The sequence below is a fragment of the Priestia sp. KCTC 13724 genome (assembly GCF_056820425.1).
The window spans coordinates 1-12,204 of record NZ_JBXDLD010000028.1 but is presented as its reverse complement, the minus strand read 5'-3'; the positions used below and the strand labels follow the sequence as shown (position 1 = coordinate 12,204).

18 protein-coding genes are annotated in these 12,204 nt (G+C 38.7%); 13 read left to right on the top strand and 5 right to left on the bottom strand.

Annotated features, from left to right (window positions below; all coding sequences use genetic code 11):
* Positions 1–222: 222 nt before the first annotated feature.
* The 4 genes from AC1UFB_RS04645 (at position 223) to recX (ending at position 2,917) form a co-directional block, all read left to right on the top strand.
* The gene (locus AC1UFB_RS04645; RefSeq protein WP_482588632.1) at positions 223–1,212 is read left to right on the top strand and encodes a LacI family DNA-binding transcriptional regulator; all 990 of its coding nucleotides are present in this window, start codon (positions 223–225) and stop codon (positions 1,210–1,212) included.
* Positions 1,209–1,625, top strand: a complete 417-nt coding sequence (locus tag AC1UFB_RS04640) for a carbohydrate ABC transporter permease (protein ID WP_440839755.1) — start codon at positions 1,209–1,211, stop codon at positions 1,623–1,625. The genes AC1UFB_RS04645 and AC1UFB_RS04640 overlap by 4 nt, the downstream gene beginning before the upstream one ends.
* 132 nt (positions 1,626–1,757) lie before the next feature.
* Positions 1,758–2,024, top strand: a complete 267-nt coding sequence (locus tag AC1UFB_RS04635) for a family 1 glycosylhydrolase (protein WP_035320535.1) — start codon at positions 1,758–1,760, stop codon at positions 2,022–2,024.
* 83 nt (positions 2,025–2,107) lie between these two features.
* A complete protein-coding gene (gene recX, locus AC1UFB_RS04630) occupies positions 2,108–2,917 on the top strand; it encodes a recombination regulator RecX (RefSeq protein ID WP_061786517.1) in 810 nt (269 codons plus the stop codon).
* A 31-nt stretch (positions 2,918–2,948) separates the two neighbouring features.
* Here recX and AC1UFB_RS04625 read toward each other — a convergent pair whose 3' ends face one another.
* The gene (locus tag AC1UFB_RS04625; RefSeq protein ID WP_482588629.1) at positions 2,949–3,608 is read right to left on the bottom strand and encodes an SDR family oxidoreductase; all 660 of its coding nucleotides are present in this window, start codon (positions 3,606–3,608) and stop codon (positions 2,949–2,951) included.
* Positions 3,609–3,689: 81 nt separating this feature from the next.
* Between AC1UFB_RS04625 and AC1UFB_RS04620 the strand changes: the two genes are divergently transcribed.
* Positions 3,690–4,010, top strand: coding sequence for a YfhH family protein (locus AC1UFB_RS04620; protein WP_251385765.1), 321 nt, complete (start codon positions 3,690–3,692; stop codon positions 4,008–4,010).
* A 44-nt stretch (positions 4,011–4,054) separates the two neighbouring features.
* Here the strand turns inward: AC1UFB_RS04620 and AC1UFB_RS04615 are convergent, their stop codons facing one another.
* On the bottom strand, positions 4,055–4,213 hold the full coding sequence (locus AC1UFB_RS04615; protein ID WP_025909532.1) for a small, acid-soluble spore protein K: 159 nt from the start codon (positions 4,211–4,213) through the stop codon (positions 4,055–4,057).
* Positions 4,214–4,349: 136 nt separating this feature from the next.
* Here AC1UFB_RS04615 and AC1UFB_RS04610 point away from each other — a divergent pair, with 136 nt between their 5' ends.
* The gene (locus AC1UFB_RS04610) at positions 4,350–4,619 is read left to right on the top strand and encodes a YfhJ family protein (protein WP_025909533.1); all 270 of its coding nucleotides are present in this window, start codon (positions 4,350–4,352) and stop codon (positions 4,617–4,619) included.
* Here AC1UFB_RS04610 and AC1UFB_RS04605 read toward each other — a convergent pair.
* Both AC1UFB_RS04605 and AC1UFB_RS04600 read right to left on the bottom strand, forming a co-directional pair.
* A complete protein-coding gene (locus AC1UFB_RS04605) occupies positions 4,608–4,838 on the bottom strand; it encodes a hypothetical protein (RefSeq protein WP_482588627.1) in 231 nt (76 codons plus the stop codon). The genes AC1UFB_RS04610 and AC1UFB_RS04605 overlap by 12 nt on opposite strands.
* Before the next feature lie 129 nt (positions 4,839–4,967).
* Positions 4,968–5,948 (bottom strand): metal-dependent hydrolase, encoded by a 981-nt coding sequence (locus tag AC1UFB_RS04600; RefSeq protein WP_482588625.1) that lies wholly within the window; start codon positions 5,946–5,948, stop codon positions 4,968–4,970.
* A 139-nt stretch (positions 5,949–6,087) separates the two neighbouring features.
* Between AC1UFB_RS04600 and mutY the strand changes: the two genes are divergently transcribed.
* Together mutY and AC1UFB_RS04590 are read left to right on the top strand one after the other, a co-directional pair.
* Positions 6,088–7,182 (top strand): A/G-specific adenine glycosylase, encoded by a 1,095-nt coding sequence (gene mutY / locus AC1UFB_RS04595; protein ID WP_482588624.1) that lies wholly within the window; start codon positions 6,088–6,090, stop codon positions 7,180–7,182.
* Between the two features lie 105 nt (positions 7,183–7,287).
* Positions 7,288–7,509 (top strand): hypothetical protein, encoded by a 222-nt coding sequence (locus AC1UFB_RS04590; protein ID WP_482588623.1) that lies wholly within the window; start codon positions 7,288–7,290, stop codon positions 7,507–7,509.
* Here the strand turns inward: AC1UFB_RS04590 and AC1UFB_RS04585 are convergent.
* Positions 7,506–7,730 carry a hypothetical protein gene (locus tag AC1UFB_RS04585; RefSeq protein ID WP_061786171.1) on the bottom strand — a complete coding sequence of 75 codons (225 nt, stop codon included), beginning with the start codon at positions 7,728–7,730 and terminating at the stop codon, positions 7,506–7,508. The two genes, AC1UFB_RS04590 and AC1UFB_RS04585, sit on opposite strands and share 4 nt — an antisense overlap.
* 147 nt (positions 7,731–7,877) lie before the next feature.
* On the opposite strand from AC1UFB_RS04585, the gene fabL reads away from it, so the two are divergent.
* The 5 genes from fabL (at position 7,878) to AC1UFB_RS04560 (ending at position 12,132) form a co-directional block, all read left to right on the top strand.
* Positions 7,878–8,627: an enoyl-[acyl-carrier-protein] reductase FabL gene (gene fabL / locus AC1UFB_RS04580; RefSeq protein ID WP_025909537.1), complete on the top strand. Its 750-nt coding sequence runs from the start codon at positions 7,878–7,880 to the stop codon at positions 8,625–8,627.
* Between the two features lie 72 nt (positions 8,628–8,699).
* On the top strand, positions 8,700–8,876 hold the full coding sequence (locus tag AC1UFB_RS04575) for a gamma-type small acid-soluble spore protein (RefSeq protein WP_062686670.1): 177 nt from the start codon (positions 8,700–8,702) through the stop codon (positions 8,874–8,876).
* A 241-nt stretch (positions 8,877–9,117) separates the two neighbouring features.
* Entirely contained in the window at positions 9,118–9,378 is a 261-nt protein-coding gene (locus AC1UFB_RS04570; protein ID WP_025909538.1) for a YgaB family protein, read from the top strand.
* Positions 9,379–9,681: 303 nt separating this feature from the next.
* The gene (gene ntdP / locus AC1UFB_RS04565) at positions 9,682–10,215 is read left to right on the top strand and encodes a nucleoside tri-diphosphate phosphatase (protein WP_025909539.1); all 534 of its coding nucleotides are present in this window, start codon (positions 9,682–9,684) and stop codon (positions 10,213–10,215) included.
* Positions 10,216–10,383: 168 nt separating this feature from the next.
* Complete coding sequence (locus tag AC1UFB_RS04560; RefSeq protein ID WP_061786174.1) at positions 10,384–12,132, top strand: ABC transporter ATP-binding protein; 1,749 nt, start codon at positions 10,384–10,386, stop codon at positions 12,130–12,132.
* Positions 12,133–12,204 lie beyond the last annotated feature (72 nt).

The window sequence follows — 12,204 nt, the reverse complement described above, 5'->3', positions numbered from 1 at the left end:
ACATTCTACAAGATAGGTGCCCTTTTTTGTATGCTTTTTTTGGATTTTATTGGTTAATCAACACGCATGAGTACTTATAGTTATAAAACCCTTTTTTTATCGAAAAAAACATTTCTTTTTGTTAGATCATATAATGAAAATTTTAAAATAAGTATTGTCTATATAAAATGAATGCGTTATAACGACGCTATCGAAAGTGCTTTCGTAACAGAGGAGAAAACAATGGTTACAATTTATGATGTTGCAAAGAAAACGGGTTTTTCAAGTACAACTGTATCAAAAGCTTTAAATAACTATTCAGACGTTAGTGAAAAAACGAAGCAAGAAATTTTAGGGGCCGCGGCTGAGATGGGCTATTTGCCTAACTCCAATGCTCAATCACTTTCTACAAAGAAGTCCCACATGATTGGCGTTGTGTTTGCTGAAGAAAACGGCGTTGGTATGAAGCATCCATTTTTTAACGCTGTGATTGAAAGTTTTAGGAAACATGCCGAGCGTGAAGGGTACGATCTCATCTTTGCTTCGCGAAATTTACGCAATCGTGATGTTAGTTATTTGGAACATTTTATGTACCGAGGCGTAGACGGAGTTATTGTATTTTGTTCGCGTGCTGATGACTCTCAAATTCAAGATTTAATTAACAGCAAGCTTCCCATTGTTGTCATTGATATGATGGAAGCTCCGTGCAGTACGGTTTATTCTGATAATGTGGAAGGAGGAAAGCTAGCTGTTCAACATTTACATTCACTCGGTCATGAAAGAATTGCTCATATTGCAGGCAGTTTTATAAATGCTGTTGGAGAAGCGAGAGCAAAAGGGTACCAGAAGGGAATGCAAGAAATAGGCTTATCAATTCGAGACGGTTATCTTGTAGACGGTGGCTTCTTTTCAATTGAAGAAGGAAAGCTAGCAATGAATAAGCTTTTAGATTTAGAGGTTCAGCCAACCGCAGTATTTACAGCTGGTGACCATATGGCGATTGGTGCAATTGAAGCGATAAAAGAGCGAGGGCTTCGAGTGCCGGAAGATATCTCAATTATTGGATTTGATGATATTGACATGGTACAGTATATTACCCCGAAGTTGACAACGATTAGGCAAGATACGGATTTAATGGGAAATCAAGCTGCACAAATTTTAATTGAACAAATCACTCACAAGAAAAAAGTGATCTCATCCAACGTCATTCCAGTTGAGCTTGTCAGTCGATAAGGGCGTCGATTTACGAATTTGGTCATTCATTTATCGTCGTTATGGCTGGGGTTTCTGGTATTTCAAGAGATTACTACGAAGCTGCTCTAATTGATGGAGCTAACCGCTGGCAAACGTTTACGAAAATTACGCTGCCATTATTAAAGCCAATTTTACTGTATATCATGATTACGTCTCTTATTGGCGGCCTGCAGTTATTTGATTTACCAATGTTGTTAACGGATGGCGTTGGTTCTCCAGATGGAGCTTTAAATACGATGGTGCTATATCTATATAACCAAGCATTTAAATACAACAACTACGGCTACGCATCAGCAGTTGCCTACGGATTATTTATCATTACCGTTATTTTCTCTATTTTTGTCTTCAAAGGAATGTACGGTAACCAAAATAAAAAGGAAAAGCAGGTGTAAACAATGATAGAACGACCTGTGGTGAATAAAAGTAAGCAAAGTCAATCGTTAGAGACTAAGGTTTCGATTAAAACACCCGGATCTGGAAAGGCAAAAGCAATCAAGCTGTTTATTTAAGCAGCGTTTGATGATATTGTTGAAAATGGCCGCGTTCATGATGCAGGTCGTGTAGAGTACGTGGAGCAACATTTACAGGCTGTACATGAACTCAATGAAGAAGGAATGGGTATTGAAGGCTATTATTTATGGTCATTAATGGATAACTTTGAGTGGAGCTTTGGTTACGATAAACGCTTTGGAATCCTCTATGTAGATTTTGATTCTCAAGAGCGAATTTGGAAAGATAGTGCATATCGATATGCGGAAATTATTAAAAGCAACCGTAGCATCTTAATTTGAAAGCAACGGATACGTTCTTCTTGGTTCAGTGTGATATGATGAGCCAAGAAGAATTTTTTTGTTGAATTGGATGAGGTGAAAAAATGACGGTTATTACGAAAATTACAACGCAAAAGAATAGCGCAGAGAGATTTAATGTTTATATAGATCAAGGAAAAGGCGAAGAATTTGCTTTTGGTGTTGATGCCAATGTTCTCATTCAGTATGACTTGAAAAAAGGACGAGTGTTGGATGAGTTTGAACTAGCGGAAATTCAATTTGCAGATGAGGAAAAAAAAGCTTATAACTTAGCGGTAACCTATCTCTCATATCGAATGCGCTCTGAAAAAGAAGTAAGAGATTATTTAAAGAAAAAAGAAGTAGGAGATATGATTGTTCAGCAGGTGATTCAAAGGTTAGATTCTCACAGGTATTTAAATGATGAAGAGTTTGCCAAAGCCTACGTGCTTACGCAGGTTAACACTACGTCAAAAGGGCCGAGCGTTATTAAACGAGAGCTTCAAGAAAAAGGGATTAAACCAGACATCGTTCAGTCTACGCTTGAACATTTCTCAAAAGAAGAGCAAATTGAAACAGTAATGAAGCTCATTGCAAAGCTAAAGGGGAAATATAAAAAGTACTCAGAAATCGTCATGAAGCAAAAGATTGAGCAGTTTTTAGTGAACAAAGGCTATTCTTTTAGCATTATTAACGAAGCCATGCAGCACGTGGATGTTGAAAAAAATAGTGATGAAGAATGGCAAGCTCTTACACAACAAGGCATGAAGGCTCATAGGAAATACGCGAAGTATAGCGGCTGGGAGTATGAGCAAAAAATGAAGCAGAACCTCTATCGAAAAGGCTTTTCAATTGATCAAATTGAAGCGTTTATTTCATCCTTGGAAGAAGAATAAAGCCTTGCTGTCAGCAAGGCTTTTGTGTATGTTACATCATAATGTCTTTCTTTGTCATACGCTGGTTGAAAATAATGCTAGCTACTTCACTTGGATGCTTTAAGCGGCTTTTATCCGCGATATGATCGCTGTTGTCCCAAAAAGGCGTATCCATTCCGCCCATATAAGCAGCAGTGCATGAAACAGAAGTGTGCTCACATTCTACTTTTAAACTTTCAACAAATCCTCTGAGCGCAAATTTACTTGCGACATAAACGGATTCGTTTTTCTTTCCGCGCAGCCCAGCAGTTGAGATGATGGTTAAGATAGAGGCTTGCTCACGTGTTTGTAGATGAGGTAGCAGGGCTTGTGTGAGGTAAATTGTTCCTTTAACATTGGTATCAATGACCTCATCAATTATCTCTTTTGTGTAGCTTGTAAGTGGTCCAAAATGTCCCATACCTGCGTTGTTAACTAACACGTCAACGGAGTGAAAAGACAAAAGATTATCCATTTTTTGTGTAAGTTCTTGGTAATTAGTCAAGTCCGCTGAAACGGTGGCAATGCAGCTTGTACCTAACTCTTCTTGTGCTTTATTCAGTCTTTCTTCATTTCTGCCTAATAAAATGACTTGATCGCCATTTTGTACATATAGCTTAGCAAGCTCGTTGCCAAGACCCGTTGCTCCGCCCGTAATTAATATTGTTTTCATGTAAGCGCCTCCTTATATTGCTCTCCTTTTAGTTATACCTTTTGTTATAATAAAAAGAAAGGAACAAAAGGGGGAAACATCGTGTCAGACAAAAGGTATAGTGAAATGAGTACGTATGAGATTCAGCAAGAGATTAGCGTGCTAAATGATAAAGCACGAAAAGCTGAGCAATTAGGGATGATTAACGAGTATGCCGTATTAGAAAGAAAAATTGTGATGGCTAAGTCGTACTTGTTGGATCCATCTTCATACAAACCTGGTGAAGTATATGAAATTGAAGGAGCTCCAGGTCAATATTTTAAAATTGATTACATGAATGGAGTGTTTGCTTGGGGGTTTCGTTTAGGAGCCTCTGAGAAAGAAGAAGCACTACCAATCTCAATGCTTAAGAGCGATTCATAAAACAAAGCACGAATTGACGGCGATCAATTCGTGCTTTTATTTTGTTAGCCGTCTGTACGTTGGTTAGATGCGTGCATACGCTCCTGTGGGTTTGTGTTAATTGTTCCATCAGCGCGTTTTGAAGCGAATTCAGCTTTAGCGCGTGGCTCACCTTCTAGTTTGTTGTTTGATTGATTTGGAAAGTTTTTTTCTTTATTACGCATTCAAGACTGCCCCTTTTACAAAAGAATTTGTTGTGTGTATGATATAGTAAGTCAGGGAAAGCTATACTCCCCTTGACTTAGTGTAAGTCGAAACCAATCGTTTACTCATAAATAATTTGGTAATAGAGGTGTTTATATGGAAGATATTTTTGAAAGACTCACAAATCAATTACTTGCAAAAAATGATACACTTTCTTATGCACAAGCAAGAACGTGGGTGGAGCTATTTTGGGAAGATTTCGAGTCAACGTATGCAAAAGCAGGCTATGAATACAAGGGAAAAGAAGCTGCAGAGCAAGTTGTAAAAATGTACATTAACCACTATGGGGATAAGCTTCATGAAGTGGCGGTCAAAAACCCAAAATATAAGCACTTATTAAATAACGATGATTATTTAAAGCATTAATTTACAAATGAAAAGAGTTTGGGACATAACAAAATGATGGCTTCTAAGAGACGAACAATAGCTGTTCCAATCTTTTTGGTTTGTCTGAACACGTTCGTTCCATTGCGCTACAGCCACTCGCTTTCCGCGGGGAGGAACCTGAGCTTCCTCGCTGCGCTGCGGGATCTCAGTTTTCCCTCTCTTTCCCGCAGGAGTCGAGTGTCCTACGCTCCATTCCACCCTGTTTCCAACATTGTTTTCACAATCAACCAAAAAACCTGAACGATTAAAAGTGAGAAACTCTCAATCGTTCAAGTTTATCATTGGCTGAATTACTTATGTCCCAGCCTCTTTAGGTGCTCAAATCGCTTAGTGAGGAAGATAGTCGAGCTTTTTACGAAGCTTTTTCTCACTAAAAATCCATCCTGTATACGAACAAATAATATTCAAATCATAATCAAGCTGAACCACTGCTACAAACGGGTAATAATCTTTGCTACGATAGCGAAGGTCAATGAAGCGAACTTCAATATGATCGCTGTATTCATCAACTTCCCAACGATAAATTGGGGAAAAAGATAAGAATGCAGCCAGGTTTTCATCACGTTTAGCAACATCAATTATGTCAGACTCAGGAATAGGAATCTTTTTAAATGTATCGTAAATAAAGATTTTCTGGCCAACTGCGCGCCCAACGTGGAAGTTTTCTTTGGTTGTGATGGCTAGGTGCCAGTGTGTAAAGCGAATCGTTGGTGAAATATTCATTTTTACCACGTCCGGAAACTTCTGGCGTATTTTCTTTGCAATTTGGTGTCTCATGTAAAAGCGCCATACATAGTACAAAGCAATAATACTGTACATGGTAATAAAGGTTGGGCCAGGACTCATTCCTAAGAACCAAATTAAGATGGCAACAACATGGACAGCAAAGATAAAGTAGTCAAATGTATTAATAACACCGAGCGCAATCCATTTATCAGTAAATGGCCTTAAGGCTTGTGTGCCGTAAGCATTAAACACATCAACAAAAACGTGAATGATAACGGCAGCAAAAGTCCAAATCCATAAGTGGAATAAATTAGCGTTTGGAAAAAACAGCGAAACAATTACAATAATAAGCAAGGGCCAAAGCGCCACTGCTGGAATTGAATGCGTGATTCCGCGATGATTTCGAATGTAGTGAGCATTATTTTTAAGTTTTAAAATCGTATCTAAATCAGGTACTAATGAACCGGCAATAACGCCAATCATTACGGCTTCTGTGGTGACACTGCTTGCCGCGACAACAGGATCTAAAGTAGCAAGTGCACCGATGGCGATTCCCATTGCAATATGTGTACCAGTATCCATTAAAGCAACCTCCTTATTTGCTTAACCTTACTTTTCAGATAGAAGCAAGTGTGTTTAGAGTATAACATGAATAGAAACAGAACAATATTTCAATACCAATACATTGTATATATATAGCTCATAACTCGGAGGATATAACGTGAAACAAAGTAAAGATATTGTCAAAGATTTTCAAATAGAACAATTTCAGCACGATCTTATCTCATGGTTTGAGACAGAACAGCGCATTTTACCATGGCGACAAGATCAAGATCCCTATAAAGTATGGGTGTCTGAAATTATGCTACAACAAACGCGAGTTGATACAGTCATTCCATACTTTAATAATTTTATTGAGAAATTCCCAACGATTGTAGACTTAGCCTATGCGCCTGAAGACGACGTATTAAAAGCATGGGAAGGGCTAGGCTATTATTCACGAGCGCGAAATTTACAAGCAGCTGTTCGCGAAGTGCACGAACAATACGGTGGCAAAGTTCCCCACACGCCAGATGAAATCTCAAAGTTAAAAGGAGTAGGACCATATACGACTGGAGCCATCCTTAGTATTGCATACGGGGTACCTCAGCCAGCTGTTGATGGGAACGTCATGCGAGTATTGTCCCGTATTTTATCAATTTGGGACGATATTGCAAAGCCAAAGACTCGCAAGGTTTTTGAAGAGGTTGTTCATGAAATCATTTCAAAAGACAGCCCGTCGTTTTTTAATCAAGGCCTAATGGAATTAGGCGCCATTGTATGTACCCCAACTTCTCCATCCTGTCTTCTGTGCCCTGTGCGTGAGCATTGTCGAGCGTTTGAGCAGGGTGTTCAGCAGGAGTTACCGGTTAAGTCAAAGAAAAAACCACCAAGAGCTGTTCAAATCGCAGCGGCTGTTGTTACAGATGAACAAGGTAATTTCCTCATTCACAAGCGTCCCAATAAAGGTTTACTTGCAAACCTGTGGGAATTTCCAAATGTAGAAGTGGATTTTACCATTGGGACAGAGCAAACTCAGCTTACATCCTTTGTTGAAGCCGATTATGATACAGAAGTGGTGCTAGACCCTCCTTTTACAGTCATTCAGCACGTGTTCTCCCACATTGTGTGGAACATTAACGTGTATAAAGGGGTACTCACGGGCAATATTGCTAACCGAGATGATTTAAAGTTAGTATCGGTTAAAGAAATAGAAGAATATGCGTTTCCGGTGTCTCATCAAAAAATTCTAAAGGAATACCATAAAATTACTTAATGAAAAGAGACTGAGACATAAGTAGTTCAGCCTCTACTATACCTGAACGATTGAGAGTTCATAACTTTTAATCGTTCAGGTTTTTTGGTTGATTGTGAAAACAGGGTGGAATGGAGCGTAGGACACTCGACTCCTGCGGGAAAGAGAGGGAAAACGGAGATCCCGCAGCGCAGCGAGGAAGCTCAGGTTCCTCCCCGCGGAAAGCGAGTGGCCGTAGTGCAATGGAACGAATGTGTTGAGACAAACCAAAGAGATGAGAACAGCTATTGTTCGTCTTTTAGAAGCAATCATTTTGTTATGTCCCAAACTCTTTGTTGTTGTGTTTAATCATATATTACGTTGGTGGAGTGCGTGTAATCAGCTTCATTTCGATGCAGACCGCCACGATTTTCAATTTCTTCTATAATTTGACGATGAATACCTTGGCCTTCAGTATTTAAATAAGGCATGATTTGCTGAAGGGAATGATGAAAATATGCGAGCTCATTATCTCGCCATTCGGTCTTTGCCATCATTGATAATTCAGTCATATCACGACCTACGTACATGCTTCATCACCTTCTTATCATTAATTAAGCCTCATTCTTGCATCGTAAGCAAATGAATCTAGGCAGACTTATTTTTCATCTCCCCTTGTTTCTTATACAGAAATATAAGTACAATATGAACAGAACGATACATAAGGAGTAGATAATATGGAACAAAAAGTAGCACTTGTAACGGGAAGCAGTCGTGGAATTGGAAAAGAAATTGCACTAAGACTTGCAAAGGACGGATACAATATCGTCCTCAACTATGCGCGTAGCAAAAGTGCAGCATTAGAAGTAGCAGAAGAAGTAAAAGCACTCGGACGTGAAGTGCTGGTTGTAAAAGCAAACGTCGGTAAGGTCGAAAAAATCAAAGAGATGTTTGAGCAAATTGACGAAGCTTTCGGGCGCTTGGATGTATTTATTAGCAATGCAGCATCTGGTGTTTTACGTCCTGTAATGGAGCTTGAAGAAACACACTGGGACTGGACAATGGATATTAACAGCAAAGGTTATTTATTCTGTGCGCAAGAAGCGGCAAAAAGAATGGAAAAAGTCGGGGGCGGCAAAATTGTAACCATCAGTTCACTGGGCTCGATTCGCTATTTAGAAAACTATACAACGGTAGGAGTTTCAAAAGCAGCCGTTGAAGCATTAACTCGATATCTTGCGGTAGAGTTAGCTCCGAAAAACATCATTGTAAATGCTGTATCTGGAGGAGCCGTTGATACCGAAGCGTTAAAGCATTTCCCAAATCGCAATGAGCTGTTAGATGATGCGCGTCAACATACGCCAACAGGTCGAATGGTTGAGCCAAATGATATGGTAGATGCGGTTCAATTTTTAGTGTCAGATAAAGCCAATATGATTTGTGGTCAAACGCTTATCGTAGATGGCGGACGTTCTTTACTGATGTAATAAACTAAAATAAAAAAGAGTGTATATCGCCGTAATCACCTGGACATATTAATTTTTGTGGAGGTGATTACAATGGCAAAACAACCAAACAAAACAAACGCGCAAAACGTAAAGCAACAAAACGCACAAGCTGCAAACAACCAATACGGTGCAGAATTTGCTAGCGAAACAGATGTGCAACAAGTGAAGCAACAAAACGCACAAGCTGAAGCAAAGAAAAACCAAAACTCTGGTAAATACCAAGGTTAATGGTAAAAGCGAAGCCAAGATTCTTATGAAGGATCATGGCTTTGCTTTTTAATTTGACAAAAGCTCTCGAAACTTTACATATCTCGTCAAAGGAATTAAAGGTGAAAGAACAGAATGTTAAAAGTGGACTTATACCCAAGAGCGTTCTGATTTCAATTTCAACAGATTCTGCTTTATAAATGTGTTACCTACCTGAAATGAAAGAAGTGAACGAGCTGTTTACTAGAAGGAGGAGTAAGACATGGAGCAATTTACAAAATTAGTGTCTCAACAATTAGAAACGATGGACCAACTTTTGTTTTTACAATCAGAAATTGAACGCTGTCAACAAATTGAAGAAGAGCTTATTAAACTACAGGCAGAAGCAAAGCTGGATTGTATCCGCGGAGAAATTAGCGTGATGAAGCAAAGGCTAAAAGAAATTCAGCAAACTTTTGAGGTACAAACAGAAGAGATTATCTCTTCATACAAAAAGGATTCCCACTATCCGGTATCTCGTTAAAGGAAAGCTGCACCTCTCTTTTTAAAGGATGTTTCCTTGCTAAAAAGAGAGGTGCAGCTTTTTTATTCAAGAAGAACCACATCACATTTGTTTTAAAATAGAAGAGAAACCGTTATAATAAATAGGAGAGGACAATGTATATACGAAAGAAGGTCACTGTTTAGAAAGCAGATATGTTACCGCTTTGATAAAAAGCATCGATGGTTTTAACTAAAAGAGTAATGACATATAAGACTAGGCTGTGACTACTTAAAAGCGTACGTGAGGTAATTGTGATAGTCAAAATGAAAGTAGGGAGTGGAGATGGGATTTCCAATGGAAGGAGAAACAATTCAAATACACAGTTATAAGCACGATGGCAAGCTTCATCGTGTGTGGGATCAGACGACGGTTTTAAAATCGACAAGTAGCCTGATGATTGGAGGAAACGATCGCACGGTCGTAACAGAATCAGACGGTAGAACGTGGATTACAAGAGAGCCAGCCATCTGTTATTTCCATTCGCAATATTGGTTTAACGTGATTGGTATGATTCGTGAAGATGGTATTTATTATTATTGCAATATTAGTTCACCATTTACACATGACCAAGAAGCGCTGAAGTACATTGATTATGATTTAGATATTAAAGTATACCCAGATATGACCTATACGCTTCTAGATGAAGATGAGTACGAAAAACATCGTCAAGAAATGAACTACCCAGAAGCGGTAGACCGTATTTTACATACTCATGTTGAGCATTTGAAAACCTGGATTCGCCAACGTAAAGGACCGTTTGCACCAGAATTTATCGATACGTGGTATGAGCGTTTTTTAACATATCGACATGCATAAGCGCACGGATATAAGCGTCATTATAGGATCTAGAAATTTGACCTATATGATGCTTTTTTATGTTGAGTACCAGAGCTTAAAAACCGCATATGAAAGTGTGCAGAATGTTACATTATAAAAGAGGCTTAATAGGCATAGCCATTTAGAGGAAGAAGGGAGAGAGAACAAGTGGGAAGCATCAGGCGGTATATGGAATTTGTAAAGCCGTATAAGTGGCAAATTGTTGGAACAGTTTTAATTGGTGTGGTAAAGTTTTCAATTCCACTATTAATTCCACTGCTGTTAAAATACGTACTTGATGACGTTATTGATTCAGATACATTATCAGACAGTGAAAAAGTAAAGCAGTTGTTGATGATCATGGGTGGTTCTTTCTTTGTTTTTTTAATTTTACGCCCTCCAGTTGAATATTATCGTCAATATTATGCGCAGTGGGTATCAAGCAAAGTATTGTATGATATTCGAAACCAGCTGTTTGATCATATTCAAAAGCTCAGCCTTCGTTATTATTCTAATACGCGTGTAGGTGAAATCATCTCGCGTGTTATTAACGATGTAGAGCAAACGAAAAACTTCGTAATCACGGGTTTAATGAATGTTTGGCTTGATATGTTCACCATAGTAATTGCTATTATTATTATGTTTACAATGAACGTGCCACTAACATTGGTATCTATTATTTTACTGCCATTATACGCTTTATCCGTTAGATATTTTTATGGTAGGCTACGTCATTTAACTCGTGTACGCTCTCAAGCATTAGCTGAAGTACAAGGTCATTTACATGAACGGGTACAGGGAATTTCAGTTATTCGAAGCTTTGCGATTGAAAATCATGAGCAAGCGCAGTTCGATGATCAGAACCGTAATTTTTTACAAAAAGCAATTGATCATACAAATTGGAATGCTAAGACATTTGCAGTGGTGAATACGATTACGGACTTAGCCCCGTTAATTGTTATTGCGTTTGCTGGTTATCAAGTTATTAACGAAAATTTATCGATTGGTACTATGGTGGCGTTTGTAGGCTATATTGATCGGTTATATAACCCGCTGCGTCGACTTGTAAACTCATCAACAACATTAACGCAGTCCGTTGCTTCTATGGACCGAATGTTTGAATTTATTGATGAACAATATGACATTGTAGACTCGCCTAATGCGAAAGACGCTCTAGAGATTAAGGGAGCAGTTCAGTTTAATAACGTATCATTTGCGTATGAAGAAGATGAGTATATCCTGCACGATATTAACTTGGATGTTGAACAAGGAAAATCGGTAGCGTTTGTAGGTATGAGTGGTGGCGGTAAATCAACTATCATTAGCCTTATTCCACGCTTTTATGATGTCTCTTCCGGGGAAATTTTAATTGATGGTGTAAACGTAAAAGACTATCAAACGAAAAATCTGCGCGATCAAATAGGAATCGTTTTGCAGGATACGGTATTATTTAGCGATACGATTCGTAACAATATTCTATTGGGAAAACCGGGTGCCACAGATGAAGACGTTGTAGCAGCCGCGAAAGCAGCTAACGCACATGACTTCATTATGAAATTGCCCAACGGTTATGATACGAAAGTGGGAGAAAGAGGAATGAAGCTTTCAGGTGGGCAAAAGCAGCGCGTCTCCATTGCTCGCGTATTTTTGAAAAACCCACCGATTTTAATTTTTGATGAGGCAACATCTGCATTGGACTTAGAAAGTGAACATTACATTCAAGAAACCCTTGAAAAGCTTGCGAAGGAACGAACGACGTTTATCGTGGCGCACCGTTTGTCAACCATCACACATGTGGATGAAATTGTACTCGTTCAGGATGGAAAAGTCGTTGAACAGGGTTCTCACGGAGAGCTAATGAAGAAAAAAGGATATTACTATGATTTGTTCACTGTACAGCAGTTAGGGCAAAATTAAAGAGGCTGTCTAATAAGTCCCTCTAAATAAAACAGGTGGAGAAAAACGCAATGTTTTTCTCCACCTGTTTTT